Below are 26,628 nucleotides of genomic sequence, written 5' to 3'. Positions count from 1 at the left end.
ATGAATTTAAGTAGAAGAATTATTATACAATTTATTATACAACATATTTTCGTCTTGTTTACTTTACTCATTGCAGTCATCGTCGCTTTCGTCTACCTGGGGCATCTTTTTAGTACGACCCTTTATGAACCAAATGTTCCAGAGTTTGATAACTTTACTATGTCTCAGCATGTTTCTTCAGAAAATGGACGTATTACATTAAGTTCTGAGGTAAAGGAAATGATTGAGGAGAAAAATGATTGGCTTCAAATTGTCGATAAAAATGGAAAGGTACTCTATGACTTCAATACTCCTGAAGATGTTCCTGGTTCTTATACAAAAACAACATTAGTTGCTTATTTGCAGCATCATATACAAAGCCCTTACAAATTTACGTATTGGGACATTGAAGTTAAAGAGAAGACAGCAATTGTGATTTATGGTGGAAAGCTAAAGAGTAATACTTTACTGCAAGAGTTAAAACAAGAACACGGTTCACCATTATCAGCTGAATTTTCTTTAACAGAAAAAGAAAAGAAACAGCTTACCGCAGAAGGTGCTACGCTGCAAATATTTAACGCACAAGGAGAAGAGATTTTTGCTTATCCTAAAACAAAAAGAAACTCCTTTTCAGCCATTCAAGCTGTACTTTCTGAAAAAGAGCCTTGGAATCACAAAGAAAATATCTCGAGTTTATATAATCCAGAGGACCAAACCTTATTTACCATAACAGTAAAAAATGATCATTACTATCCATCTGATATGAATGAAGATTTATTAACAAAAAAAATATTCATAGGATTTGGAGTTATTATTCTAATCGCTTTTGTCTACTTAGTTATTCTTTCTATTTGGTACGGAAGAAAATTTGGTAAACCATTATTACACACAATGCGTTGGCTCAAAAATATAGCTAGTGGAAAATATGAAGAACCGGTAAGTAAAAAAGGAAGAGCAGTTCGCTTCCGGCGCTCAGGTAAAGAAAAATGGTCATTCAGACTGTTTAAAGATGTAACAAATGCTCTAGAGCACCTTTCTATTACACTCAAAAAAAATGAGTCCATACGACAAGTTATTCAACAAACACGTGAGGAATGGATTACTGGCCTCACTCATGATTTAAAAACACCACTCAGTTCCATTTATGGGTACTCTCTATTACTAGAATCGAAACAATATAACTGGGATGATAACGACATTCAACAATTCGGTCGTGTTATACGAGAAAAATCTCAATATATGACAACATTAATTGATGATCTAAGCTTAACTTACCAATTAAAAAACAACGCAATTCCCTCTCAGCACGTTAAAGTTGAGATTAATCAATTTGTCCAAAAAGTCTTGTTACAATTTATTAATAACCCGACACTTCAAAATCAAAACATAGAATTTGTTCCTAGTTCCAATGCAATTCATTACTCTATTGAAGAAAAATGGTTCCAACGTATCATTGAGAATTTATTAGCAAATGCAGTAAAGCATAATAATGAAACAACAAATGTTATTGTAAAACTTGGACAGAATAAACAATCTTTTACACTCTCTATTTCTGATAATGGAAAAGGAATGGATGAGCAAACGAAAGAGCTTTTATTTGAACGATATTACCGCGGTACAAATACTGAAGAAAACAACGCAGGAACAGGCCTTGGCTTAGCGATTACAAAACAACTTGTTCTTGCACATAACGGTACGATTTCCATTGAAAGTGAAATTGAAAAAGGAACAACCATTACGATGGTGTTCCCATTCTCACCTAATAGCAAAAAAGAGTCCTAATATAAAGTGAAACTCTAATCAGCGGGGATAAACTCCCCCCGCTGATTCAAGTTTCACTTTAGTTATCATTTGCTCCAATTCTAATGGTTGAAATGTATATGGTTGTACATCATATCCGATGTTGTAAGTAAAAGACAGGTAACAATTTTGATATTAGGAAAGTACTACTATAGTTAATAGGAAATCCGTATATAGTAGTCCACCAATAATACGTGGTACTACATTTCATGAAACTTTGTACTATGAAACCATCTACTTTTTAACTTTTGTTTTGAATTAACCCTTATTTTCCCTATAATATATGGACCTATTTTTGTCTTATTTAGGAGATATACCACAGGAATTGGACATAGTATACCAACCAACATATCAATACTTATTGTGCCAAAAAGAGTATTAAACTGAGGCATTTTTGCTAATATCATATTAGATATAGTCCGATGAAAAAACGGATGTAGCAAATAAATTCCAAATGAGTATTGATTGATTAGTATTAAAAATTTAGGTACATGTTTTATTTTTGATGCAATATGGAAAAGCACCAGTATTGTAGATATTGTAAATAAAAGAACATCCACTCTTTTAGAACTAGTAACAGTTAAAATATTGAAATGTTGAAAAAGAATAACGATGATTCCTGTTAATATCCATGAAGAGATGATCCATTTACGGTTTTTATTTAACCATGTTTTAAAGTATTCATAATGAGCACCTGCATAATATCCAATAAAGAAGTAAATGATCCAGCCCGGAAATGGAATCCAAGAGTAGTAATACCAAATATCATTTGCATATGGAATATCAAACGGTTGAATAAAATTAAAAAAGCCTAAGTAGATTAAATTAATCAGTAACGAGAAAATAAGAACAAATTTAGGAGAAAAAAACTTCTCAATTTTATTAAAAATAATGTGCAAAAAGTAGAACTGAAATATAATTAAAACAAAATAGCCATGGAACTCTCCTAATACAATATTTCTTATAGATTGTACTAAGATTGCATGGAATCCATTCGTATAATTTGAAATAGCTGCATAAAAAATACCCATACATATAAAAGGCAATAAAATAAATTTTACTCTTTTTAAAATGAATTGATTAGGTACTTTATCCCTATAATTATAAGCTATTACAAATTCAGATATAAAAACAAACATAGGTGTACCGTACATAAGTAGTAATTGAAGATACGATACCAATACATCTATTGTATTTTCAGATGCAAAATTTGCAGAACTTCGTGTTATGGCATGTATGAGAACTACACTTAAACATGCTAAACTTCTTAATATAGTAATTTCTGAAACTTTGTTTTTCATAAATTCCACCTTCAACATAAATTACATATCCATAATTCCAAATGAATTTTCGACATAGCAAATTTATTTGGAAAAGCAACTTATTTTTCAAAATCTACAGCCGCATCTATCTCAATTCCTGTTTTTCTTTTAATGATAAGAAAGTAGTTTGTTCAGTGAATAATGATAGTGAGATGCCAGTCCTATTACACCATCATTAAATTTTTACGTATTTTGAAATATTTCCACATATAACTGTTCTTTCATTTGCTTTACTTTATTTCTTTATTTTTCCTCTTAAGAGTAATATAGACAAGAGGAATAGGTACTTAAACGTGGTAAAAAATAAAGTGAAACTTTAATCAGTGGAGGTTTTTTTCATCCCCACTGATTATTAGCCCGACCAATCGGGCTTTTACGGGATAAAATAGGATTTGTAGAATAGATATGCAAATCATATGATACTGGCTATTTCTTAAAAAAAGCTTAAAACCGATTAAAGCGATAATGGATAATCCAAATTTTAATCCAATCAAAATTATCAAAGTACATTTCCAATTTTTCTAGCTAATTGTTTCAAAGCATATGGTAACATATATTGTTGTAATTCTTGAGAAACCAATTCTAGTTTATTAGAAATCGATAAATTTGTTCAAAAAACGCCATACTTCCTGCATACTTTCTGCATACTTATATAAAAAAATGGCGTTTTTCTAATTATTTAGATACAAATTCACCTCAGCTTAATAGCAATGAAATGATATTCTATTAGTATGTAAGCCTTTCAAACCTTTTGAAGGATTTCTTCATTCACATAGTCTTTGCTAACAGAAATATATATAATTCGTTTAAGAAAACATAATTCTTTTTACGATTCAGTATGCTTCTTCGTAAATAAGGCCGTCCACAGTCCAGAGACGCCAAATACTTTATTCGATTGTTTTATTTCTTTCATTCTACGTATTTCTACTTTAAAAAAACCTCTAAAGATATCTCTAAGCTTTTCATCTGTAAAACCTAATCCACTTTTAAGATTTTGTAGTTTGTACACTTCCCAATCCGTTTCATACGAATACTTCATGAACAGCCCCTACTTCCATACCGTCGTCACTTTTCATAATCGTTGGACGCAGCGCCCGAAGCCGAGCTATCGTTTACACAACTTCTTTAATATGATTAATCTTAGCCTTAATACGAAAAAAAGTTTCCTAGAATCTAGGAAACTTTTTCTCTTCTTATTGTTGTTTCTTCTGCACCGGCAACCAAATCTCAACTTGCGCAAACTCGCTCTTATCCTCATGACAACGTTCATCGTATAATTCAAACTCTGTAACTCCAGCATGTTCATACCCTGAGTGCGGGAACCATTCTGTGAAAACTGCATTCCACGTTTGTTGAATGGAAGATACCATATCTTTATGCGGTACTTTAGGCGTTGTAAATACAGCGTAAGTTGCTTCTGGGAACGTGCGCTGCGCTAGTTCAGTCGGTACCCCATCAAAACTTGTAACTTCCATTCCAATAATATACGTAAAATCCCCTGTTTCTAAATTAAAATCCGTGCACATTCCAAGCTCTACATATTGATCTGTATGTTTACGGTTTGTAATGTTACTCGCAAGATTGTTTTGTAAATAACGGTCCCAAAATGCCGGAATATCTTTAAGGTTTTTCCCTTCTTTACTAGACGTCTTCATCTCATATCCAGCCACATGAAACGCTGGTTTTTTTTCAATACGAAATTCCATTTGTATTCCCCCTAAATATGGATTGAACTTCCGCTGCTTCACATTTGCTTTATAATACATCGGTGTCTTAATTCCTTGCCTTCGGTAGCTACTTGGCGTCATCTGAAACAACTTTTTAAAGGCTCGAATGAACGTTTCATGAGATTGAAAGCCATGTTCTAATGCGATATCAAGAATTTTTTCTTCCGTATGAGAAAGCCGATAAGCTGCCCGGGCTAGCCTCCTCCTACGAACATACTCCATGACAGTATCGCCTACTAGCGCTTGGAATACGCGATGAAAATGATACTCCGAGAACCCTGCAATACGAGCCAAATTACTTAATGTTTGCTTCTCCATTACATCTTCTTCAATATAATCAATTGCTTTTTGAATTTGTGTTTCATAGCTTTCCATCTCTGTTCACCCGCCTTATGTATTATCATAAAAGAGAAGACAATTCTTTTCTTGACGTTTTTTGCTTTTATTTTACAGAAATTTGTAACTTTTTCATATTACATTCGTTGTTATAAGTGAAAGGAGGGAGATAATTGAAAAAACATGGTGTGAAAGTGTACGGTATTGTCATTACTGGCCCATCGAAAGAATTAGTAAAATTACAAAATTCTCCTCATGTTCGCGACGCTACTCTTGGAGATATTGAGTTTTGGAATTGGTTTAAGCGTCCAAGTGGTTCTCGTCACTAAAGTGAAAACAACCATTCGAAGTTGAATGGTTGTTTTATTATTACATCACTCAAAAGTAACATCGATATGAATAACTTCCGACCGGCTCCCAAGTCTAAGCGGCGGACCCCAAAATCCGAATCCAGAAGAAACAATCGCATGAAATGTTTCCTTTTGTAAGTATCCCCAGTCCAGTTCATACATTCTTCTAGTAATAAGATGATTCGGTGCCATTTGTCCTCTATGCGTATGGCCCGATAATAATAAATCAACGCCAGATTCCGCTGCCTGTTTTAATTCAAACGGCTGATGATCTATCGCTATAACAGGAAGCGATTTATCTACGGTGCTCATTAACTCTTCGAAACTTTGACGATCTCGCTCCGTTTTATCTCTTCTTCCAACGAGATAAAAACCCTCTTCCATTTTGATTACTTCATCTAACATGATATGAATATCGATTTTCTTCATTTCTTGCAAAAATTCTGGAATGGCTCTTCCGTAATATTCATGATTTCCGAGTACTCCATACACACCAAGAGGCGCCTGCATTTGTTTCATAACTTGTCCCATGTTCTTTTTTATAAATTCTCCAGGATGGTCATCAATGATATCCCCTGGCAACAAAATAATATCGGGCTTCATTTCATTTACATGGTGCACGAGTCTTTTCAAATGAGAAACACCTGATAATTTGCCAAAATGCATATCAGACGCCATCGCAATGCGAAGCGTTTTCCGCCTTTTCGCTTCTTTTGGTATGTGAATTTCATACTTTCGAACAATCGGACTATATGCATTAAATGTTCCATAACCAAATATGAAAAGAAACATAATAAGGGTAACAATTCCTGTCCAAATAATAGCTGTATCTCTCGGCACCGCTACCAGTTGTAAGATAAATACTGCTATATCAGCTAGCGGCAGCAAAATAAGTGCATATTGCATTACCGCAAACCAATAGGAACCAATTGTCCTTAAGAACGGAAGGAATTTGAAAACCTGGACGATTACATACGCATATGAGAATAATGCAACTAACAAAGCATAATATCCCCAAGATTGCCAACCAAAACTTGTTTGAAGCCAAACCCATCCGTTCCATCCGATGTAGAACATCAGTAATGTATATAGAATCAAAATAGTAACTATATTAAAATACCGACGAATTTTCACAGCGTGCCTCCTTTTCTCTTTCTTTTATTATAACTCGATAGCTATTCAAACTATAAATATTACGTATCATGAACGACTAACAATTCCCTATCATTTCATAAAATGAAGCTTTAATTAGTTGGGATTTTCTTCCTCTCCCCCTAATCTCTTTGCTTTTGCTGAATGTTGTAGTACGTACTATCCAAAAAAGTTTGCTCATTTTAGGATACGTTTTGTTGAGCAGGGACAGGAACATTTTCTTTTATTGAAAAGTTTTAATATCTTCTGCTATATTTAAAAAGAAACTAAAGGAAGTGCTACTTGATGAAACAGGCTCTAGTAATCATTGACATGCAAGAAATTTTCTTTAATTATCCTCAAAACTATTTATTTAACAATGAGCAATTAGTTACAAATATAAACGAACTAATTAAGCAAGCTCATGAAAAAAATGTACAAGTTATCTTTATTCAACATACGAGTCAAAACGAACAAGACGAACTTTTTGAAGGAAAAGATGACTGGAAACTTCATAAAAATTTATTCGTATCCCCTACCGATAAAATTATCCAAAAATCAAAATGGGATTCATTCTATCAAACTGAACTCTTAGATTACTTACAGACCAATGAAATAGAACAACTTATTTTTGCAGGAGCACAGACGGAATTTTGTCTCGACACAACGATTAGAGCTGCCTTTAGTTTAGGGTATCAAAAAAATCTACTTTTCAAAGAAACACATAGTACAATAGATGGTGCTATTTTAGATGCGGGTGATATTATTAATCATCATCAATCGATTTGGAATAACAGATTCCTAACTGTCATTGATGGTAAAATAAAATTATAAATATAGAATTCTATTATAAAAATAAAACGAACCATCCTTATTTACGGACGGTTCGTTTTATTTTCCCTAACAGGTATCCATGTTTTATGCTTGCACTGCCTTTTCCCTTAACGCTCTTCTAAGTAGTTTACCAGTCGTATTCTTCGGCAACTCCTCCAAAAACTCGATACTCTTTGGCACCTTATATTTTGCAAGATGTAAAGAACAGTAATGCGTTAACTCCTCTTCTGTTACCGCACCATTCTTCAGAACAACATAGGCGCGCACTGCTTCTCCTAAGTTTTCATCTGGAACACCAATCGCAACAACTTCCGCAACCGCTTCATGTTGATATAGTACTTCTTCTACTTCACGAGGATATACGTTATAACCGCCTACAAGGACAATATCTTTTTACGATCAACAATATAAAAGTAACCTTCATCATCCATTCTTGCTAAGTCCCCTGTATACAGCCATCCATCACGAAGCACTGCCGCTGTGTCTTCTGGTGCATTATAATATCCTTTCATCACGTTTGGACCACGAACAATTAATTCACCTACTTCGCCTACAGAAACTTCTTCCCCAAGCTCATTCACAATTTTATTTTCCACATGCCAAATATTTGTTCCAATCGAACCTGGTTTACGCGGACGATCTAATGGATTAAAGCAAGTAACTGGTGAAGCCTCTGATAATCCATATCCCTCTGAAACAATAACATTAAAGCGATTTTCAAAGTTTTTCAGGAGAGCAACAGGCATAGAAGCCCCGCCAGAAATACATAGACGAAGTGTCTGAACATCGTCTGCGCTTGCTTCCTCATATAAATATAAATAATTGTACATTGTCGGTACACCGGCAAATATTGTCGGTTCATACGTACGACAAATACGAAATACTTCTTTCGGACTAAACTTTGGTAGCATTAAAATCGTTGCACCGTTAACAATTGGGGCATTGACTGCAACGGTTAAACAAAACACATGGAACATTGGAAGCGCAGCAACAACGCGATCATCCGCAGTATATTGTAAATACGATGCTACATCGCTAGCATTACTATATAAATTTTTATGTGTAAGCATAGCACCTTTTGGCTTTCCAGTTGTTCCTGACGTATACAAAATAACAGCTACGTCTTCTTCATTTAGCTCAGGACCTTCATAAGATAGGTCACCGGTTCCTATAAGACTAGTAAACGTTTTCATTTTTTCGGTTTCTGTATGATTGAAATCTGCTGAGGTTTCACATATGATGATATGTTCAAGAGAAGGAAGTCTTGTTGTAAGAGATTGTATAACAGGTAGAAGAACGTCGAGTGTGATGATTGTTTTTACATCTCCATTTTGTAAAATATAATGCATTTCGTCTGCTGTATAAATTGGATTAATTGGAACGACAGTTGCTCCAGCTTTCATTGTTCCATATAAACCAATTAAAAAATGTGGTGAATTACCAACAACTAATGCAACATTGTCCCCTTTTCCAATGCCCATTTTTGCTAAATTACTAGAAAACTGTGTGACCATTTTATTTAATTGGTCATATGAGACCGACTGATCCATAAATATATACGCCGGTTTCTCTCCTTTCTGTTTTGCTGTTTCAGCTAAAGATTGAACGAGATTCACACAAACCCCACCTTTATAAAATTTAAAAATTCTAAATACATTATATTAAAAGAAAATTAAACTAGCAAGTAACATTTAATTAACTGCATATAAATGAGCATTCATTCATTTTTTAATTAGAGACTCTATTTCTTGTTTTTATGCGCTTTTTTGCAACAAAATAAAAAACAGTCATACGAACAATATGACTGTTTTTACGAGTTAAAAGAATAACGCTAAGAAATCTTCTTTTGTTATATTACCAAAGTAGCGTTTTACATCTACATCTTCTAAAGCCGCGGCAAAAGCTTCTTTATCAAACTGTACCCCTGTTAAACACTCTTCAATATCATGAACATCTTCCACGCCGAAGAAATCACCGTATACTTTACATTCAGTTACTGTTCCTTTTGTTACCTCTAGGCGAACATCAACTTGTCCAACTGGGAAACGGTGTGAATGTTGTAAGTTGAACTTAGGAGACTTTCCGTAGTTCCAATCCCAATTACGGTAGCGCTCTTCAGAAATTTTATAGATTTCTTTCCAATCTTCTTCTGTTAATTCATACGTTGGAATTTCTGTTTCTCCTTCAAAAATCGTCGCTAGAAGAAGCTGTTTAAATTCTTCCGTTGTCATTTTTTCATTTAAAAATTCCGTAATGTTCGCTACGCGGCTACGAATTGATTTAATCCCTTTTGATTGAATCTTATCCATTTTTACTTTGAGTGCAGATACAACGTGATCGATTTCAGAATCAAATAGTAATGTACCGTGACTAAACATACGACCTTTCGTTGAAAACTGCGCATTACCTGAAATTTTTCTACCTTCAGCTAAAATGTCATTACGACCGCTAAGCTCTGCATTTACACCTAATTTTCCAAGCGCTTTCGTAACAGGCTCTGTGAACTTTTTAAAGTTATGAAAACTATCCCCATCATCTTTCGTAATAAAGCTGAAGTTTAAGTTCCCTAAATCATGATATACAGCGCCTCCGCCAGACAAGCGCCTTACGACATGAATACCTTTTTCTTTTACATAATCAGCATTAATTTCTTCTACTGTGTTTTGGTTTTTTCCAATGATAATAGAAGGTTCGTTAATGTAGAACAAAAGGTATGTTTCATTAATATCTAAATTTTTCACGCAGTATTCTTCAATCGCTAAGTTAATTGTTGGATCTGTAATTCCTTTATTATCAATAAATAACATCATATCTCACCTCATGAATTCCAAACATAACCGCTATGCGCAAGCGTAATGCGGCCGTCAAAAATTTGTTTTGCTTCTTCTACTAAATCAGATATGTTTCCTGTGTGCGGCAGATGCGTTAACAGTAATTCCTTTACATTTGCATTCTTTGCAATATCCGCTACTTCTGTACTATTCATATGCCCTGCTTTTGCAGCTTCCTGATGTGCATACATATTACACTCACAAATAAATAAATCTGCATCTTTTGTAAATGGAATAAATTCAGGAATGTAGCTAGAATCAGCACTATATACGATAACTTTATCTCCCACCGTAATACGCATCGCATAGCATATAACAGGATGCACCGTCTTTAAAAATGAAATAGAGAACGGCCCAATCTGTAATGTTTCTTCCGGATTGTACACAATCCCTTTCGTGTGTGGTGCATGTGTTAAGGAAGAGAATCCTTGCACATCAAATCCATGTCCATAAATCGGTAGTTCTGGTAATTGCCCTTTTGCCATGCTTGTAATTAATCTTGCATATTGCAATACTCCAATATCCGCAACATGATCGTGATGATAATGTGACAACAGAACCGCATCTATATCAGATGGTGTTATATATTTTTGAATCTGTGCTAGTACACCACTACCACAGTCAACAAGTAAACGAAAACCATCGTGTTCAAACAAATACCCCGACGTTGCTTCTCCCACTTCTGGAAAGCCGCCCCAAAAGCCAACAACAGTCATTTTCATATGTATCCATCCTTTCTAAACCACTAGAAATGCAGTATTCTTCCTCTAATGAGAAAGATTTTTACTTACACTCTACATTGTTAACTATAATCCATTTCCTAAACTTTTTCATTATTTTTCACTTTGTTATAAAACAGTTGTTGACATTTCATTTTTGTACTAATACAATGATACTAAGAAATGGAAATGGAGGGATTTACATGATCGATCAACCGATGGAATTTTTCAGAAATTTACCAACAAAAACGTGTGCGCACTGCGGGAAGGAAATTGATGAGCAACACGAAGCATATCATAATAAATGTGACGATTGCGTTCACGAAGAATAATAGTTTGTAAACATAAGAAAAACCTAGCAGACATTGTCTACTAGGCTAGTAACATCGTATTTTTCATCGTTGAACCTTTCACCAAGAGCTCCAGTTCAAACTCATACAATTCTTTTTTACGATAATTTTTCGTATGGATTTTATCCATCATTAAATCAACAACTTTATGAGCCATTTCATCAATTGGCTGTTCAATCGTTGTAATACCCGGTTCTGTAATCTGTGATAAAATTTGATTATCAAAGCCAACTACAGCTAAATCATCAGGAATGCTCCAGCCATGGCGTTTCGCTTCTGCGATAATTCCAGCTGCGACTTCATCGCCTCCTGCCAAAATAGCGGTAGGATTTTTTTTGTCCTTTAATACTTCATGGAATATTCTTTTTCCATCTTCCCAAGAGAAAGCGTTTTCAAGAAAGTCAATCGCTTCTACTTCTTTGCTCTTTTCAGTGATTGCACGTAAAAAGCCCATTTTTCGCTGTTGGCTCACTACTTTTGTTTCATTTCCACGGCAAAAAATAAGGTTGCGATAATCTTGTTCTAGCACATGTTTCGCAGCTATGTATGCCCCTTGCGCATGATCAAATTTAACCGTTGGAATATTTGCTTCTTCAATGTATTCATTACATAACACGATTGGACCGTGTTGTAAATATGGCTCCACGTTCTCCCATGGATTCTCAAGTGAACATAAGATAATACCATCAACTTGTTTTGTTGATAACAGTTGTAAGTATTCCATCTCTTTTTCTGGTAAATATCTTGTTTGACAAATAATCAGTTTATATTTATGTTCGGAAGCAGCAATTTCAATTGCTTCAATAAATCTACTGAAAAAAGGATTTGTAATTCTTGGAACAAGAACTGCAATTGTTTCTGTTTTCTGTTTACGAAGTCTTCTTGCTGCAGAATTAGGAACGAATCCTAAATGCTTCATCGCCAATTGAACTCTCTTTTTCTTCTCATCTGATACATACGGATGGTTGTTAATCACCCGAGAAACCGTTGTTCTTGATAACCCCGCTAATTTCGCCACGTCCTCGATCGTTGACACGAAATTCTCCCCCTTTGTATGAAAACGTTTTCTTAAGTAGATTATATAGTATATTATTGGAAACCGCAATACAGGCTCGCATGATTTTACTATATTAATATTATACATAGAAAAAAGTCTGTTATTTGCAGGAAGATTTGACTCATATTTAGAACTTCACAATAAGGATATTTATTACATATGAAGGATGATATTTCATGAATCGAACAGATTGTTTACTTTCTATTCTCATTGAATTACAGAGAAAGCAAATCGTCACAGCTAACAGCTTAGCTGAAAAATTTGAAATATGTAAAAGAACAATATACAGAGATATGCAAGCACTCAGTGAATCAGGTGTCCCAATCTTTTCAATGCCTGGACAAGGTTATTCTTTAATGGATGGTTATTTCTTGCCGCCCATTCAATTCAAACCAGAAGAGGCAGTAACTCTTCTATTAGGAAGTGATTATGTCGAACAAAATCTCGACTCAGCTTTTTCTACACATGCAAAATCTGCTAAAGAAAAATTAGAAGCAATCCTCCCTTCTGAACAGCAAAAGAAGGTCAAGGAGTTAAGAGGAACTTTTCGTTTCCTCTCCGGTACTTTCTCTCATCAAACATTTGCTCAAGAACAACTAGAGAAACAACTTCTTCTATTACAAGAATCTATTCAGGAACAACAATGTGTTTCTTTTTCTTATCGTAAACTGAATCAAAGTGAACAAAATAAACGTACGGTAAATCCTTATGGTTTAGTCAATATTTCAGGGATTTGGTACATTGTTGCCCATTGTCTACTTCGGCAACAAATACGTCATTTCCGTTTGAATCGCATGGACAACTTACAGCAAGAGCAAACGTTCTTTACTAAACCGGAGAACTTTTATTTACCAGACTATCAACCTGAAAATAATCGAACCATTATCATTCATTTATTATTTCCATCCCATATTGCACACAAAATTATTGAGTCTCGCTACTTTTTTATAGATTCCTATGAACAAAAAGATGATGGCTTTCATGTGCTTCTAACATCAAGAAGTATAGATGAAGTATTTCCATGGGTATTGAGCTGGGGAAGCCAAGTAAAAGTGCTAGAACCGACTATTCTTTCTGAGAAACTTCGAGAAGAAGCAAAGAAAATGCTACAAATGTAATTTTTTCTTTCACTGCTGACATAATGGTGTCAACATCACTCGTTTATAGTGATCCTTAAGAACCACATTTTATAAAAGAAAAGGAGCTAATCCTATGAATCCAAATGTCATTTTAGAGAAATTTGAAAGTGTAGCAATGTATTACATAAAAGAATTAGAGAAATACTCCCTTGAACAATTGAGAAGAAAACCTTCCGAAGACGAATGGTCTCTTGGACAAATGTATAATCACTTACTTACAGCTTCAAATATGCAATTAGATGCCATTGCAAAGTGTACAACTGATTCTGCAACTATAGATGGTAAGAAAACAGAAATGGGTGAAAAAATATATGCAATGGGTGCTTTCCCTCCAGTACAAATAAAAATACCTGATCGCCCAGGATACACGCCTGAAAATCTTACAGATAAAGAGGAAATTAAACAAGCATTGTTACAGATCATTGAGAAAATGAAAGGGATTAAGCCACAACTCCCTTCAATTCTAGCCAATTATAAAGTGGCACATCCAGGACTTGGGTACTTAAATGCTGTAGAGTGGTTTCAATTGATTTATATGCATTTCTCTCACCACCTTCATCAGAAGGAAAGGCTGGAGCAGCATATTATTCTAAAATAAGTGATACTTTATTACTAGAGATATAGTTACTTATTAATTTAAAAGAACTCCTGGTGAATAAGAAAAAGGATTCCCTATATTTTAGGAATCCTCTTTTTGATCTGGAACAGAAGTAAACTAGTACACTTACTTAAAGATTATTTTCAAATTAATTTAACCTGATTTATCCCGCATTAACAGACAGTACCAATCCTTTTAGGCTAAGTCCTCAGTTACTAACATAGAACGGTTTTGAAGGCCTTTGGAACGCAGACTATACCCGACTACTTTTTTCTTGTATTGTTTGATTACATCAACGTGATCGTCGTAACTGTACACAGAAAAACGAACATCGGTTTTTCCTTTTTTCGTATTAATAACTACTGGAGTCCCACTGCTCTGTGGCGGAAAATAATATTTCTCTAAAAATATCGCTTCATTAAATTGATCAATAATTTGAATTTTATCTTTACCTTCTAATTGCTTTCCGTCGATGGTTACAGTGACAGCCGCATCACTAAGTTTTGGATGCAATTCAAATTTGCTGGAAAGCGACTTCACAACAGAGCTTGGAAGGCACGTCACTATTATTTTAAGACCACCGAGAATAATTAACATAACTATAAAATATGTCGTCATATTGTATCATCTCCATTACGTTCTAAATTAATATGATTACATTATTAATATTACCATAGTGTAAATGGTTATTTTTTGTACATTATGTGAAACTTGGTAACACAAAGAAACATACTAGGATTAGTATGTTTTTCTATAATCTATAAATCCCCCCACTTATTCCACGCTTCCTTGACATTTACATGATACATACTTTTATTCCGATCCATAAATCCATGAATGATGAATTCTCTTCTAATTGTACAAAAATCTTCATGATACTGTTTAATAAAAAACCTAGAGGATCACTCCCCTAGGCTTCTATCGATTTTTCTTCTACTAAATTCCGAAATTGTCGCTTATGCATCCAAGTCAACGAACCAATTGTTCCAAGTGATAATATAACAATAAAGATCATTAATATCCCTGCATTTTGCCACATAAATCCGAAGTCTCCACTTGATACAACTGCTTTAAATCCGGATACAGAATATGTCATTGGTAACCACGCATTAAAGTGTTGTAAAAATTTCGGGATTAACTCAAGTGGGAATGTACCTGCGCTTGTTGTTAACTGCATAATTAATGTTAAAATCGCAATAAAACGTCCTGCATCTCCAAAAGCTGTTACTAAGCATTGAATTAACGCAATAAATGCTAAGCTTGTAAGAATACTAAACAGAATGAAATATGGAACACTCTGTACTTCCACACCTAACCCTAGCAATAGCACTAAATCTGCTACTAAAGCCTGAATAATACCCACTGATAATAAAACACCAAATTTACTAATAAACCAGCTAAATCCTGATTTTGGAACACCAACTGTATCACGTAATGGATACACAATCGATAATAAAAGTGCCCCAACAAATAAACCTAGAGATAAGAAATATGGTGTAAATCCTGTTCCGTAGTTTGGAACCTCTGCCATTTTCTCAGTTTGTACTTTCACAGGATCTGCAAACATATTATATGTTTTATTCGTTCCTTTTACTTTACCTGTTTTCTCAGCCCCCTCGCCGAGTTTTGTAGCGAGTTCACCTGATCCATCATTTACTTTTACTAATCCATCTGTTACTTTTCCGGAGCCATCTGCTAGTTTATTTACTCCATCAACTAATTGTCCTGCTCCACTTGATAATGCGCCTAAGCCATTGGTTACTTGACCGGAACCATCCGCTAACTGACCTACTCCCCCAGCCATTTGGTTAGCTCCAGCCGATAAGGTACCTAGTCCGCCTGTTACTTGATTAGAGCCATTTGCTAATTGATTAACACCATCGATTAACTGGCCTGAACCGGTAGATAATTTACCTAAACCACCGTTTAATTTACCAGCTCCTTCTGTTAATTGATTAACACCATCAACTAATTGTGGACTACCACCCGCTAACTCGCTTATACCACTATTTAATTGCTTACTTCCTCCTGCTAATTCACTAGCACCATTCTTCGCTTCTCCTAATTTTTCACCGAATGTTTGGAATCTAGCAACAAACCCAGTTTTTGGATATGACAATCCATTTGCCAATTTGTTTGCTCCTTCAGCAAGCTGTTGTTGACCACCTTTTAGTTTATCAACACCATTTTTCAGTAAAACTTGACCATTTTGAAGGTCATTTGCACCATCAGCAAGTTTTTGCGCACCTACTTGAATTTTCCCCGCACCCTCTTGACCTGCAAGTCCTTTTGTACCTTCTGCAATTCCGCCTGTGCCACCTACAACTTTTTTACTCCCCGCTGTTAGCTCCTCCATAACAGGTTCTAATTGTTTTCTAGATTCTTCAGGTAAACTTTTAATTTTTTCATTCAATACTGCTAAACCATCATCCACTTGTTTGGCACCATCTGCAGTCTGACTAGCCTTAGTATATAGACTATCTGCGTTTGCTTTCCACTGTGATACACCTTGTTCCAGTTCATTGGCTCCCTTACTAATTTGTTCAGATCCATGTGTTAGCTCTGGTAATTTATTTTGCATATCGGTTACACCAGCTAATGATTCCTGTAAACCACCTTTTAAATCATTCGCACCTTTTTGAATATCTTGTACGCCTGCTGCTAACTTTCCGTGACCATCTTGAAGCTGACCAAGACCTGCTTCTAATTTATCCGCTCCTGTTTGCAACTTAGCAGCTCCATCAGAAGCTTTTTGTAAACCATTATTAAATACTAACGACTTACTAGCTAGCAATTGTAAGTTTTGATATATTTCCGAAGAACCATTTGACAATTCTCCAATACCATTTTGCATTTCACCTGACTTACTGATTAACGTATTTAAACCGTTTGTTACTTGACCAGATCCATCTAGTAATTTTCCAATTCCACTCTGCATTTCACCAGTTTTTCCATTTAACGTATTTAAACCATTCATTACTTTCCCTGAACCATCTAGCAATTTATGAATACCAGCTGTCATCTCACCAGACTTCCCTTGCAGCGTATGCAAACCATCTGTTACCTTGCCAGAACCATCCTGCAACTCCCCAGCCCCATCATGCAGCTTATTTGCTCCATCTTTTGCATCAGTAAACCCTTTGGAAACATCTTTTATAGAATCAAACATTTTCTCTGCATACGTTTTTGTTAACGTATTAGATACTTCACCTTTAATTTTTTCAATAGCTGTTCCGCCGATTTGTGAAGATAAGAAGTTCAAGCTTTCGTTTGGAATATATTCTAAGTTTAATGGTCTTGGATTTTCTTTTAACAGCGTTGTCGCATTGTCTGAGAAATTTTCTGGAATCCGAACTAACATATAATATTTTCGATTTTCCATTCCCTCTCTTGCTGTTTTTTCACTAACAAACTCCCATTTAAAGCTTTTTTTATCTTTTAACTTATCTACTAGCCCTTTACCAACCTCAATTGGTTTTCCGTCAAATACTGCGCCCTTATCCAAATTAACTACCGCAACTGGTAAATCGTCTAACTGTTCATACGGATCCCAAAAGGCCAATAAAAACATACCAGCATATAAAATGGGTACAAATAAAACAGCAATAATAGGTATTAAGATTTTTTTGCTTTTTATAATTTCCGTAAATTCCTTACCAAGCAACGTAAATCCTCTCATTCGTTTTCCTCCTCTTCGTTTATGACCGAAATGTTCAATCAGTCATTTTAGAGTAAATAAAAAGGTTACATCCTGTTCTACATATTACCTAACCCTAACTTTTATCCCGCTATTTGCGGACAGTAAGACCTCCGTGGAATCAACTTTCCATAAAAGACCGATTAGTGAGCGTTAATAATTAGCCGGGGATGAAGCGCACCTACTGATTAACGTTTCACCTTATCTCTATACTCTATGCACCTTTTTATTTTGAATGACTATTAAATTCATTTGGTCAACGTGAACGTATTCAAAAATTATCTTTTCACAGCCTTACATACGTAATCTGATTTTTTCTCTACTTCCCCCTTTTGGACTTATGACCGATTTGTTCAATTGGTCATTTTTAACTATAATAAAAGGATTATCTTAGTTTGACAATCCCTTTAACAAATAAAGTTCAAATAATTCTGCAATTCTTTCCTTTTCTAATGGTTCATGATTCTTTTCCCAATCGAAAATAAGTGATACATATAACCGAAGCATGATAAACGCGGTAATTTCTGGATCACACTTACTAATTTCACCTTTTTCAATCGCAATTTCTAAATAAGATTGAATAACAGATACAATTTCAACATCTACTTGTTGCATAACATCTTGTACTTCTTTTGTTCCCATATCTCGCTCTTCTTGAATCAGTTTAATCATGAGCTGATGTTCTTTTCTAAATTCTAAGATGTTATATAATGCTCTATGTACATTTTCAAAAAATGAAACATCTGGACGAATTGCTTCTTTTGCAACTTGCTTCATTTCAGTAATTAAATTAGAAATAATTTCGCCAAATAATTCTTCTTTATTTTTGAAAAAAGTATAAATTGTTCCTTTCCCTACATTCGCTAATTTTGCGACTTGATCCATTGTTGTCGCCTTATAACCAAATGCTGAGAAAGATTTTGTTGCAGCTTCAATAATAGAACGTTTTCGATCGACAGCCACATCTTCACCTCCAAAAATGACCAATTGGATAATCCGGTCAATTAGTACATTTTTGATATTATCACGGTTTTCCATTGTTTACAAGTTCTCTTTTTATTTATTTCCAAGTATAAAACATTTAAATCTATACATCGACCTTTATTTAAGATACTACTGTCATAGTGTATCAAAAAAAGGGAGAAAATGAAAAGGTAAAGAAACATAGTAAAATCCATTAGCAAATATTAAGCAACAAAAACAATATCTTTTATGAATTTTCCCTCTTTTTCAAATTATCAATTGAAAAAACAAGAAATTTTTTACAATTAGTAGTAATATAAAACATAGATATATTTATTAAAAATAGTGGGGGCTCTTTCAATCATGATACGTGCACTTAGCTTACATATAAAACAAGCCTTTTTAAATAAGATTTCTCTCACTCTCTTGTTTAGTTGGTTGATTCTTGTTTCAATTTATCATTATTTCTATATTTTAAAATATTTAGGAGGGGTACCTGACGAGCTTTTAGCAACGGCTTATAAATGGATTGGCTTTCGTGATGATGAAATGGATGTGTATTTGCTTTTAATGCCTGTACTAGCAGCACTCCCTTTTAGTACAAGCTACAACTCTGATCAAGCTGATAAATTTAAATCATTTGTAAGTAAAGAAGTTCCCTTTTTTCCCTATGTATGTACGAAATATATCGTTACCTTCCTAAGCGGGGGGCTTCTTTATATTCTCCCATTCGTATTTTCATTGCTTTTTTGTAAGCTGACAATCCAAGATGGTATTCCTACACCCGCCTTAAGTATTATAAAAGACAACGGTATGTTTGCATCATTGTATTTCTCTTCTCCAATTACTTATATTTCCCTATATATTGGGATTAATTTCTTGTTTGCTGGTCTTATGGCGGTATTGGGTCTCTCTGCATCCATATGGTCCAGAAAAGATTACATGGCAATTCTATTCCCTTTTGCTATAACCTCTCTACCATATGTTGTTTTAAATATCGTATTCCCTACGATTGGAGGAGCACCTATTCATTTATACGACCCAAAACAGCCGCTCCAAGGAATGTCGCCTTACATTTTAATCATGCAATGCACCTTATTTTTTGGAATCAGTTTATTTATGTATATGAAAGGTGTACAGAAAGATCGGAAGAAATATATGCGGAGACTTCAAAAAAGAATGCGATGTAAAAAATCGATTCAAAAATCAGTTAGTATGTAATGTAAAATATCCCTCAGCAATTATGCTGAGGGATATTTATACTTAGGAAGCTTTTTTTAAATCAATTTGCGCAAGCACTGGATCATGGTCACTTACACGGCCATGTTCTTTCATAATGTTTGAATTTAAATGTACCGGATCGACAACTGTATGCGGTGCAATATTATTCGTTACTAAAATATGATCTAATACTTGTGCATTTCCGTCATGAATATACGTGTAACGATTTTCTTTCGAAACCGTTTCTAACATATCTTGCATGTTTTCTGCTTTTAATGCTTGCAGTGGTTTCGAGAATTCGAAGTCATTCATATCACCAACTATAACAACTGGTGCATTCACATCTCGTTTTTGAATTTCTTTTACAAAATTATTTGCTTCTTGTGCAAGCTGAATTCGTTTCTCTTCACTCTTTAATACAAGTGGTTGAATTTTCCCAAACGGCGTCGCATCACCAAGTTTTGAATTTAAGTGATTTGAAACAACGACGATATTTTGTCCTTGGAATGTAAACTCCGCAGCTAACGGTTTACGAGTATTATCAAACAGCGAATTTTCTTGTCCTATGCGCGTTGGATTTGTTTCTAACAGCTTTGGCTTATCTGCCAATTTCACACGTGATGGATTATAGAAGAAACCAACGCGAATGTTCGCTCCTGGCGCTCCTCCATCTTGATTATTTTGCGGAGCAACTTCTACATATTCATATTTTGGCCCGCGAATCTCTTGTACCGCATCAATAATACGCTTTGCACTTAATGAAGCATCTGTTGTTCCATCATTGATTGATCCATTATTATCTTGCATTTCTTGTACACCAATAATATCTGGCATCTTTAAATTATATTTAATAGAATAAGCAATTGCTTTTACCTTTTCATCAGATGTTTCTTTTGCATTCGCTGAAAAGTTTTCAATGTTATATGTTGCTACTGTTAATTTTCCAAGGCGAGGCTGAATATTTGCCCCTACTTGTTTAAATCCACCATCTGTTACTGATGGTAATTCTGTTACTGGTGAAATTCGATACGCACCATAGTCATACCCGACTACACCTGTTATATCTCCAGTAAACTTGTCTCCTGCTTTCGCTACATAATCACGAGGTACTTTTAAAGATAGACGCTCTGGATTGAATTGGTTCTCGCCTAATAACGGCGTTCCATATTTCGTAGTTACTTTATCTCCACCATTTGCAATTGTTACATATAAATTCCCATTTTTCTGCGGTCCAACAATTTGAGGAGTCGGCATTGTAACACGCATACCTTCTAAACTCTCATAAAAGTCAATTGCATCCTCATTTGGATCGAATACACCAAATGCATCATTATCAATAATTTGATCAGGAATCTTTACGCCATTTTCACCTAATACAATCGCAGATGGCAATTGTTGATTATTTGCTTTCACAGCAATATTGCTTGCTTTAATTTCTGTGATGGATAAATCTGTATCAAATCTGTCAGCATATCCAGATCCAATGAACTCTTCGACTTCTCCATCAATTTGAACAAGATCTCCGGCAGCTACATTTGCCTCTTTTTTATATACATAAATCCCTTCTGAAGTTGCAGGATCATTATCAGGCTGCGAGTCTTGCATATAAAATCCATTCTTATCTAGCGCTGTTACAATACCTTCTACATTTCGTACTTTTTTCCCATTATAAGGAGAAATATGTGATGCACCTTGAATATCATGAATGCGAACTTGCTCATTTTTTACAACCGTAAAAGAAAAAGTAGCAACGGCTGAAGATGAAAGACCTTCTTTTACTCCAATTGCTTTTAGAACACTGTTTTCATTTAAAACAATCGGTTCATTATAACGAATACTTTTATTCGTAGGAACAGATCCATCTAACGTATAATAGATTGTTGCCCCTTCTGTATTTGTTGTTAATGTAACTGCCGTTCCCTTTGCAATTTCTCCACCATTTGGTGATGCAGTAACATCGCTAACACGATTTTCTGTTTCACCTTGAAATTTATATGCTGTTACTGACTTTAAACCAGGACTATTAAAATATAATTCAAGTGTCCCCGTTAAACGAACCTTCTTCCCGACATTTTCAGGATGATCCTTTACATTCACTGCTGTTCTCACGTCACCTTTTGGCAACTGAACAGGCATAATTTTCGCTGGATCCGTCTCATTTGGCGAATCCGCTATCGCTACATTCGTATCTCCAAACTTCGCTGGATCCTTCGTATACTTAGAAGAGCTTTCTGTATATCCAACAATATACCCTTCCACTACCCCTTTACTGCTTCCTTGCTGCTTAAACATTTGAATCGCATCCTGCACAGACAATGCAGAACGTTCTTCTGCTTTTACTAAAGTTCCAGTAAATGAAATCAGTAGTATAAATGATAGCAAGATACTTACTAGTTTCTTCAAATTCATCGTCCTCCCCTAATTTTAATATTCTCTTAGCATGTATTATCATAACAAAAAATTCTTTATAAAGAACTTAAAATTCGACAAATTTTACAAAAAATTAATCTCATACTTCCGTATGAGATTTCTATTATGATTCCCCTACTATTTTCTTACAGTATTCCATTCTTTTTATGGATTTTATTGATAGCTGATTTTCTTACAATATAAGTAAGAATCATACAGAAAGAAGTGACTTGAAATGTTTATCTATATATTATGCAGTGTTTTAGTCTTATCTTTTCTCTACGACTTTGTATTTGATGCAAATTTATTACCAGCTCTTGTACTGAATGACCACCCTACGAAACAACCTCGTGAGTATGAAAGAGAGTATTATAACAGCAAAAGCACCCTTATACATTAAGAGTGCTTTTTATCATTGCTCAACTCATTCAGTTTTATCTATTTTTTCTAAGTAAGATAACGCGCTGCTTCTTAAAATACACCTTTCTATTGAGTTGCTAATACTATTAAAGTGTCTGTCCATTATCAATTGTAAATATCTGTCCTGTAATAGATTCCTGAGTCAATTGAAAAAGGATAGCCTCTGCAATATCATTTGGTGTTGAAATTCTTTGAAGTGGTAAGTTCCCCGCAAGTTGGTACATCTTCTCCTCATTACCTGACCACCATCTCGTATGAACTGCACCAGGAGAAATACTATTTACTCTGATGTCAGGTGCTAATGCAATAGCGAGCGACTTTGTCATCGTATGAATGGCTGATTTTGTTGCTGCATACGGTATAGATGATCCTAGTCCCGTTATCCCTGCAACGCTCCCCATATTCACAATCGCACCTGATTTTTGCTTCTTCATATAAGGAACAACAGCTTTTATACAATGAAACATCCCTTTCACGTTTACACTGAAAAGAGAATCCCACACTTGATCCGTTACGGACTCTAGGTCATCCATCGGTATTTGAGCTGTTATACTCGCATTATTCACTAAACAATCTACTGTTCCAAAAAAATGAACAGTTTGAGATACCATCGCCTCCACTTCTTCTTTTTGTGCTACATTTGCTTTCAAAGTGATCGCTGTACCTCCTCGCTGCTTTATTTCATTCACTGCTTCTAACGCTTCTTTTTCTGAACGACTATAATTAATCACAACTTTTGCTCCTAAACTAGCTAACTTCAAAGCAGTAGCCTTTCCGATACCCGTACCGCCACCTGTTATAATAACGACTTTATCTTTTATGTCCATTTTAAAATCTCCCCACTGTATCTGATTCCATTTCATTTTATCTTCGTTCATTTGAGGAGTATAATACTGAATAATGAAGACGATATCATTTTAAATGATACCTAGTGGAGGGATCTATTCTTGGAAAGCCATGACTTATGGATTTTTAAACATGTTGCAGAACTACAATCAATATCTAGAGCTGCTGAGAAATTAGGATATGTACAACCGAATATAAGCCAGCGCATTAAAAATTTAGAAGATGAATTAGGCGTTAAAATATTAAAGCGTAATAATAGAGGTGTCACATTAACAGAAGAAGGAATAGTGTTATTAGATTACACAAATGAAATTATGCTTTTAATGAATGAGGCAAAATCAAAAATAAACCCTCAGAAATGGAGAGAATCTTTAACAATTGGAGCATCTCAAACCATTTCCGCGGTGAAAGTGCCTCAGCTATTCTCTTCTTTTTTGGCATCCTATAAAAATATTGATGTGAAAATAAGAACGAATGATAACGCAAAGTTACAGGAAATGCTTTTATATGGAGAACTTGACGGAATTTTTTTAAGCGGGACATACAACCATTCACAACTCGAAACCGTGTACAGTTATTATGAAAATATCATACTCATTTCACCACAACATACTCAAATTGAAACGAAGCCTCATCAAACTTTACTTGTAAACAGTGATCCAAATTGTATCTATAGAAAAAAGCTATTAGATTACTGTAAGAACCATGCCTTTAATCCGAAAACGATAATGGAATTTGATTCACTTGAGTCTATCGTGCAAGCTACTCAAAATGGACTTGGTATTACGATTATACCGGCTAATGTGGCATATAGCCGAACAAAGACAAAAGCGATTCATTATGAAGAACTACCTGAAACAGTCAAAATTGACTTTGTGATTAAGCGTAGAAAACAACAACCGCAAAGCTTAAAGAAATTCATTCGTTTTTTAAAAGCGTTATAAATTTTAAACAAAGCCCCTTTAGTTTTTCAAAAGGGACTTTGTTTGAAACCTCACTTGAACAGAAGATACGTTTTTCCCCTCTCCTAAATCAATATGGGTATTTATAACAACAACGATTCAATTAGTTTCATAAGTTGTTGTTTTGTTTGGCTCAAATAGTTTCTTTTTTTAGAAGAAATTAATAATCCTATAGGCACTTTAGGATTAAATCCTTTAATCTTAAATGATATATTACTTTGTTTTAAGACCGTTCCCTTAGGGAGAATACCTATGGCATTTCCAAAAACCATTTGTGGAATGAGATGTACCGCACTACAATTGTAGACTCTTTGAAAAGATACATTGTTTTCTACTAAGAAAGAGTTTACAGCTTTGTAATAATTACAACTATTTTCTCCAATCAAGATTGGATAATGAATGATATCAGATATTTCAACTGACTCTTTTTTTAATACTGGATGATTCGGGTTATTGACTATAAATTCGATTTGTTCTTTGCTAAGTAGGGTGAAATTTAGATTAGAAATATTTTCGTTGTTTGCACAAACAGCAAAATCAATCTTATTTTGCTCTATCATTTGTGATAAAAGCGCTGTGTTTCCTACAACAAAATCACAATGTATGTACGGTTTCTCATCGTTTAAATATTTTAATATGGGGGGAATTAATTTTTCTGCAACAGATTCTAATATCCCGATTCTTAATGTTCCTTTCTCCTCATTACTTATACGCTGCGCTTGAGATATTGAATAATTCCAATGCATTAATAAGTTATCTACTTCCTCTGCAAATAAAATGCCTTCCTCTGTTAACCGAGCATCCCATCCACGTTCAAATAGAAGAAAACCCAGTTCATTTTCGAGTTTTTTTATATGTGTTGTTACGGTTGATTGAGCATAGTTTAATTTTTTTGCCGCAAGTGAAAAAGTTCCTTCCTGGACAATCATTTTGAACGTTTTTAACTCTTTTATTTCCATTTTCACACCTAATCTCTATCGGTTTTATTGATAATTGTATTATATATTTTCAATTATACAAATCAAAATCACAGCAGTAAAATAAATCCATAAGAAAGGGAGTGAATATATGCCATTTGTTACTGTTTATTATCCAGACGGTCAATTGCATAGAGAAGAGTTAAAAAGAGTAAGCAATCGTATTCACTATTCATTAATTGAACATTTTAGCATTCCAGAAAATGATTACTTTCACATGTTTTTACCCTACCCACCCGATCAATTTTTTTACGACCCGCATTATCTCTTAGAAGAGGAGAAAAAGAGAACAGATAAAATGATACATGTTTCTATTACATGTGGACCTGAACGAACAATACAGCAAAAAAGAAATTTGTATCAATCAATCTCAGAAGCTTTTTATGACCATTTAAACATCTCTACAACTAATATTTTTATTACATTGAATGAAACATCTGCTGAAAACTGGTCATTTGGTCAGGGAATAGCCCAAATGGTTACAATGAAGGAGAAAAAGAATCATGAATGATCGTATCGAACTCAATATTTCAAAGAAAATGAGGGATACTGCTCCCAATTTTATTGATTATAGTGAAAATGTGTTATTCGAAAAGGTATGGAGAGACCCTGCTTTAACACCAAAAGAAAGAAGTTTCATTACACTTTCTGCTTTAATTAGTATTGGTAATACTGAACAACTACCATTTCATCTACAACTAGCCGAAAAAAACGGAATGAACCAACAAGAAATCATCGCTCTCATAACACATTTAGCCTTTTACGCCGGATGGCCAAAAGCAGCTGCAGCACTGAACGTAATACTGCGTTAAAAATAAATGACTTATTACATTATCCTCTGTTCCCTATTGGCATTCGGAAACTTATTAAAGACTTTCATACAGGTAATCACTCTAGTTCTGTTTATATAGGGGGAATTGATTAAATGAAATCACAAACCCTAATTTAGCAATTAACGTA

The 26,628-nt window shown here is 34.6% G+C and carries 21 protein-coding genes and 4 pseudogenes; 10 read left to right on the top strand and 15 right to left on the bottom strand.

The annotated features are described in order from the left end of the window. On the top strand, positions 1-1,761 hold the full coding sequence (locus tag BPMYX0001_RS04940; protein WP_033798712.1) for a sensor histidine kinase: 1,761 nt from the start codon (positions 1-3) through the stop codon (positions 1,759-1,761). A 218-nt stretch (positions 1,762-1,979) separates the two neighbouring features. Here the strand turns inward: BPMYX0001_RS04940 and BPMYX0001_RS04935 are convergent, their stop codons facing one another. From BPMYX0001_RS04935 to BPMYX0001_RS04925, 3 genes and pseudogenes are all read right to left on the bottom strand, one after another. Further along, entirely contained in the window at positions 1,980-3,080 is a 1,101-nt protein-coding gene (locus BPMYX0001_RS04935; protein ID WP_240516979.1) for an acyltransferase family protein, read from the bottom strand. Between the two features lie 847 nt (positions 3,081-3,927). Next, positions 3,928-4,122: pseudogene (locus tag BPMYX0001_RS04930) on the bottom strand (SAM-dependent methyltransferase); the annotation flags it as partial. Between the two features lie 172 nt (positions 4,123-4,294). Continuing rightward, a complete protein-coding gene (locus tag BPMYX0001_RS04925) occupies positions 4,295-5,203 on the bottom strand; it encodes an AraC family transcriptional regulator (RefSeq protein WP_006093890.1) in 909 nt (302 codons plus the stop codon). Between the two features lie 134 nt (positions 5,204-5,337). Here BPMYX0001_RS04925 and BPMYX0001_RS04920 point away from each other — a divergent pair. After that, positions 5,338-5,493, top strand: a pseudogene (locus BPMYX0001_RS04920) (anti sigma factor C-terminal domain-containing protein); the annotation flags it as partial. 45 nt (positions 5,494-5,538) lie between these two features. On the opposite strand, the gene BPMYX0001_RS04915 reads toward BPMYX0001_RS04920, so the two are convergent. Then, positions 5,539-6,648 (bottom strand): metallophosphoesterase, encoded by a 1,110-nt coding sequence (locus BPMYX0001_RS04915; RefSeq protein WP_033798711.1) that lies wholly within the window; start codon positions 6,646-6,648, stop codon positions 5,539-5,541. Between the two features lie 303 nt (positions 6,649-6,951). Here BPMYX0001_RS04915 and BPMYX0001_RS04910 point away from each other — a divergent pair, with 303 nt between their 5' ends. Beyond that, on the top strand, positions 6,952-7,479 hold the full coding sequence (locus BPMYX0001_RS04910) for an isochorismatase family protein (protein WP_033798710.1): 528 nt from the start codon (positions 6,952-6,954) through the stop codon (positions 7,477-7,479). Positions 7,480-7,563: 84 nt separating this feature from the next. Here the strand turns inward: BPMYX0001_RS04910 and BPMYX0001_RS29260 are convergent. The 3 genes and pseudogenes from BPMYX0001_RS29260 to BPMYX0001_RS04895 form a co-directional block, all read right to left on the bottom strand. After that, positions 7,564-9,095, bottom strand: a pseudogene (locus BPMYX0001_RS29260) (fatty acid--CoA ligase family protein). A 201-nt stretch (positions 9,096-9,296) separates the two neighbouring features. Continuing rightward, positions 9,297-10,286, bottom strand: coding sequence for a lipoate--protein ligase (lplA, locus tag BPMYX0001_RS04900; RefSeq protein ID WP_029427577.1), 990 nt, complete (start codon positions 10,284-10,286; stop codon positions 9,297-9,299). Positions 10,287-10,297: 11 nt separating this feature from the next. After that, a complete protein-coding gene (locus BPMYX0001_RS04895; RefSeq protein ID WP_006093885.1) occupies positions 10,298-11,032 on the bottom strand; it encodes an MBL fold metallo-hydrolase in 735 nt (244 codons plus the stop codon). Between the two features lie 200 nt (positions 11,033-11,232). Here BPMYX0001_RS04895 and yhfH point away from each other — a divergent pair, with 200 nt between their 5' ends. Then, positions 11,233-11,361 (top strand): protein YhfH, encoded by a 129-nt coding sequence (gene yhfH, locus BPMYX0001_RS30260; RefSeq protein ID WP_000567010.1) that lies wholly within the window; start codon positions 11,233-11,235, stop codon positions 11,359-11,361. A gap of 40 nt (positions 11,362-11,401) precedes the next feature. Here the strand turns inward: yhfH and BPMYX0001_RS04890 are convergent, their stop codons facing one another. Continuing rightward, positions 11,402-12,415: a LacI family DNA-binding transcriptional regulator gene (locus tag BPMYX0001_RS04890; protein WP_016113707.1), complete on the bottom strand. Its 1,014-nt coding sequence runs from the start codon at positions 12,413-12,415 to the stop codon at positions 11,402-11,404. A 197-nt stretch (positions 12,416-12,612) separates the two neighbouring features. Here BPMYX0001_RS04890 and BPMYX0001_RS04885 point away from each other — a divergent pair, with 197 nt between their 5' ends. After that, positions 12,613-13,554 carry a helix-turn-helix transcriptional regulator gene (locus BPMYX0001_RS04885; protein WP_006093883.1) on the top strand — a complete coding sequence of 314 codons (942 nt, stop codon included), beginning with the start codon at positions 12,613-12,615 and terminating at the stop codon, positions 13,552-13,554. 94 nt (positions 13,555-13,648) lie between these two features. Next, positions 13,649-14,173 (top strand): DinB family protein, encoded by a 525-nt coding sequence (locus tag BPMYX0001_RS04880; RefSeq protein WP_006093882.1) that lies wholly within the window; start codon positions 13,649-13,651, stop codon positions 14,171-14,173. 195 nt (positions 14,174-14,368) lie between these two features. Here BPMYX0001_RS04880 and BPMYX0001_RS04875 read toward each other — a convergent pair whose 3' ends face one another. The 4 genes and pseudogenes from BPMYX0001_RS04875 to BPMYX0001_RS04865 form a co-directional block, all read right to left on the bottom strand. Then, entirely contained in the window at positions 14,369-14,791 is a 423-nt protein-coding gene (locus BPMYX0001_RS04875; RefSeq protein ID WP_018766587.1) for a YfmQ family protein, read from the bottom strand. Positions 14,792-14,931: 140 nt separating this feature from the next. After that, a pseudogene (locus BPMYX0001_RS30255) lies at positions 14,932-15,063 on the bottom strand (DUF2087 domain-containing protein); the annotation flags it as partial. A 20-nt stretch (positions 15,064-15,083) separates the two neighbouring features. Next, the gene (locus BPMYX0001_RS04870; protein ID WP_006093880.1) at positions 15,084-17,852 is read right to left on the bottom strand and encodes a YhgE/Pip domain-containing protein; all 2,769 of its coding nucleotides are present in this window, start codon (positions 17,850-17,852) and stop codon (positions 15,084-15,086) included. A 408-nt stretch (positions 17,853-18,260) separates the two neighbouring features. After that, on the bottom strand, positions 18,261-18,833 hold the full coding sequence (locus BPMYX0001_RS04865) for a TetR/AcrR family transcriptional regulator (protein ID WP_018766595.1): 573 nt from the start codon (positions 18,831-18,833) through the stop codon (positions 18,261-18,263). 363 nt (positions 18,834-19,196) lie between these two features. Here BPMYX0001_RS04865 and BPMYX0001_RS04860 point away from each other — a divergent pair, with 363 nt between their 5' ends. Beyond that, positions 19,197-20,054 carry a hypothetical protein gene (locus BPMYX0001_RS04860; RefSeq protein ID WP_006093878.1) on the top strand — a complete coding sequence of 286 codons (858 nt, stop codon included), beginning with the start codon at positions 19,197-19,199 and terminating at the stop codon, positions 20,052-20,054. 42 nt (positions 20,055-20,096) lie between these two features. Here BPMYX0001_RS04860 and BPMYX0001_RS04855 read toward each other — a convergent pair whose 3' ends face one another. After that, on the bottom strand, positions 20,097-22,463 hold the full coding sequence (locus BPMYX0001_RS04855; protein WP_006093877.1) for a DUF6359 domain-containing protein: 2,367 nt from the start codon (positions 22,461-22,463) through the stop codon (positions 20,097-20,099). Between the two features lie 506 nt (positions 22,464-22,969). Further along, the gene (locus BPMYX0001_RS04850; protein ID WP_033798709.1) at positions 22,970-23,710 is read right to left on the bottom strand and encodes an SDR family NAD(P)-dependent oxidoreductase; all 741 of its coding nucleotides are present in this window, start codon (positions 23,708-23,710) and stop codon (positions 22,970-22,972) included. Between the two features lie 120 nt (positions 23,711-23,830). On the opposite strand from BPMYX0001_RS04850, the gene BPMYX0001_RS04845 reads away from it, so the two are divergent. After that, complete coding sequence (locus tag BPMYX0001_RS04845) at positions 23,831-24,673, top strand: LysR family transcriptional regulator (RefSeq protein WP_006093875.1); 843 nt, start codon at positions 23,831-23,833, stop codon at positions 24,671-24,673. A 101-nt stretch (positions 24,674-24,774) separates the two neighbouring features. Here BPMYX0001_RS04845 and BPMYX0001_RS04840 read toward each other — a convergent pair whose 3' ends face one another. Continuing rightward, positions 24,775-25,650, bottom strand: a complete 876-nt coding sequence (locus tag BPMYX0001_RS04840) for a LysR family transcriptional regulator (protein WP_006093874.1) — start codon at positions 25,648-25,650, stop codon at positions 24,775-24,777. Positions 25,651-25,759: 109 nt separating this feature from the next. On the opposite strand from BPMYX0001_RS04840, the gene BPMYX0001_RS04835 reads away from it, so the two are divergent. Together BPMYX0001_RS04835 and BPMYX0001_RS04830 are read left to right on the top strand one after the other, a co-directional pair. Then, a complete protein-coding gene (locus tag BPMYX0001_RS04835; RefSeq protein ID WP_006093873.1) occupies positions 25,760-26,179 on the top strand; it encodes a tautomerase family protein in 420 nt (139 codons plus the stop codon). Next, complete coding sequence (locus tag BPMYX0001_RS04830; protein WP_033798708.1) at positions 26,172-26,480, top strand: carboxymuconolactone decarboxylase family protein; 309 nt, start codon at positions 26,172-26,174, stop codon at positions 26,478-26,480. Before BPMYX0001_RS04835 ends, BPMYX0001_RS04830 begins: the two co-directional genes overlap by 8 nt. Positions 26,481-26,628: the final 148 nt, after the last annotated feature.

Source organism: Bacillus pseudomycoides DSM 12442 (assembly GCF_000161455.1).
Taxonomy (GTDB): domain Bacteria; phylum Bacillota; class Bacilli; order Bacillales; family Bacillaceae_G; genus Bacillus_A; species Bacillus_A pseudomycoides.
Note: the sequence above shows the minus strand (reverse complement) of the source record. Positions and strands in the feature narration are given on the sequence as shown.

Bases quoted from the DNA above. Each gene is read 5' to 3' on its own strand.
- BPMYX0001_RS04910 (WP_033798710.1), top strand. From the start codon at position 6,952: ATGAAACAGGCTCTAGTAATCATTGACATGCAAGAAATTTTCTTTAAT.
- BPMYX0001_RS04855 (WP_006093877.1), bottom strand. From the start codon at position 22,463: ATGAATTTGAAGAAACTAGTAAGTATCTTGCTATCATTTATACTACTG.
- yhfH (WP_000567010.1), top strand. From the start codon at position 11,233: ATGATCGATCAACCGATGGAATTTTTCAGAAATTTACCAACAAAAACG.
- BPMYX0001_RS04830 (WP_033798708.1), top strand. From the start codon at position 26,172: ATGAATGATCGTATCGAACTCAATATTTCAAAGAAAATGAGGGATACT.
- BPMYX0001_RS04870 (WP_006093880.1), bottom strand. From the start codon at position 17,852: ATGAGAGGATTTACGTTGCTTGGTAAGGAATTTACGGAAATTATAAAA.
- BPMYX0001_RS04925 (WP_006093890.1), bottom strand. From the start codon at position 5,203: ATGGAAAGCTATGAAACACAAATTCAAAAAGCAATTGATTATATTGAA.
- BPMYX0001_RS04835 (WP_006093873.1), top strand. From the start codon at position 25,760: ATGCCATTTGTTACTGTTTATTATCCAGACGGTCAATTGCATAGAGAA.
- BPMYX0001_RS04860 (WP_006093878.1), top strand. From the start codon at position 19,197: ATGATACGTGCACTTAGCTTACATATAAAACAAGCCTTTTTAAATAAG.
- BPMYX0001_RS04895 (WP_006093885.1), bottom strand. From the start codon at position 11,032: ATGAAAATGACTGTTGTTGGCTTTTGGGGCGGCTTTCCAGAAGTGGGA.
- BPMYX0001_RS04850 (WP_033798709.1), bottom strand. From the start codon at position 23,710: ATGGACATAAAAGATAAAGTCGTTATTATAACAGGTGGCGGTACGGGT.
- BPMYX0001_RS04935 (WP_240516979.1), bottom strand. From the start codon at position 3,080: ATGAAAAACAAAGTTTCAGAAATTACTATATTAAGAAGTTTAGCATGT.
- BPMYX0001_RS04880 (WP_006093882.1), top strand. From the start codon at position 13,649: ATGAATCCAAATGTCATTTTAGAGAAATTTGAAAGTGTAGCAATGTAT.
- BPMYX0001_RS04885 (WP_006093883.1), top strand. From the start codon at position 12,613: ATGAATCGAACAGATTGTTTACTTTCTATTCTCATTGAATTACAGAGA.
- BPMYX0001_RS04840 (WP_006093874.1), bottom strand. From the start codon at position 25,650: ATGGAAATAAAAGAGTTAAAAACGTTCAAAATGATTGTCCAGGAAGGA.
- BPMYX0001_RS04940 (WP_033798712.1), top strand. From the start codon at position 1: ATGAATTTAAGTAGAAGAATTATTATACAATTTATTATACAACATATT.
- lplA (WP_029427577.1), bottom strand. From the start codon at position 10,286: ATGTTATTTATTGATAATAAAGGAATTACAGATCCAACAATTAACTTA.
- BPMYX0001_RS04875 (WP_018766587.1), bottom strand. From the start codon at position 14,791: ATGACGACATATTTTATAGTTATGTTAATTATTCTCGGTGGTCTTAAA.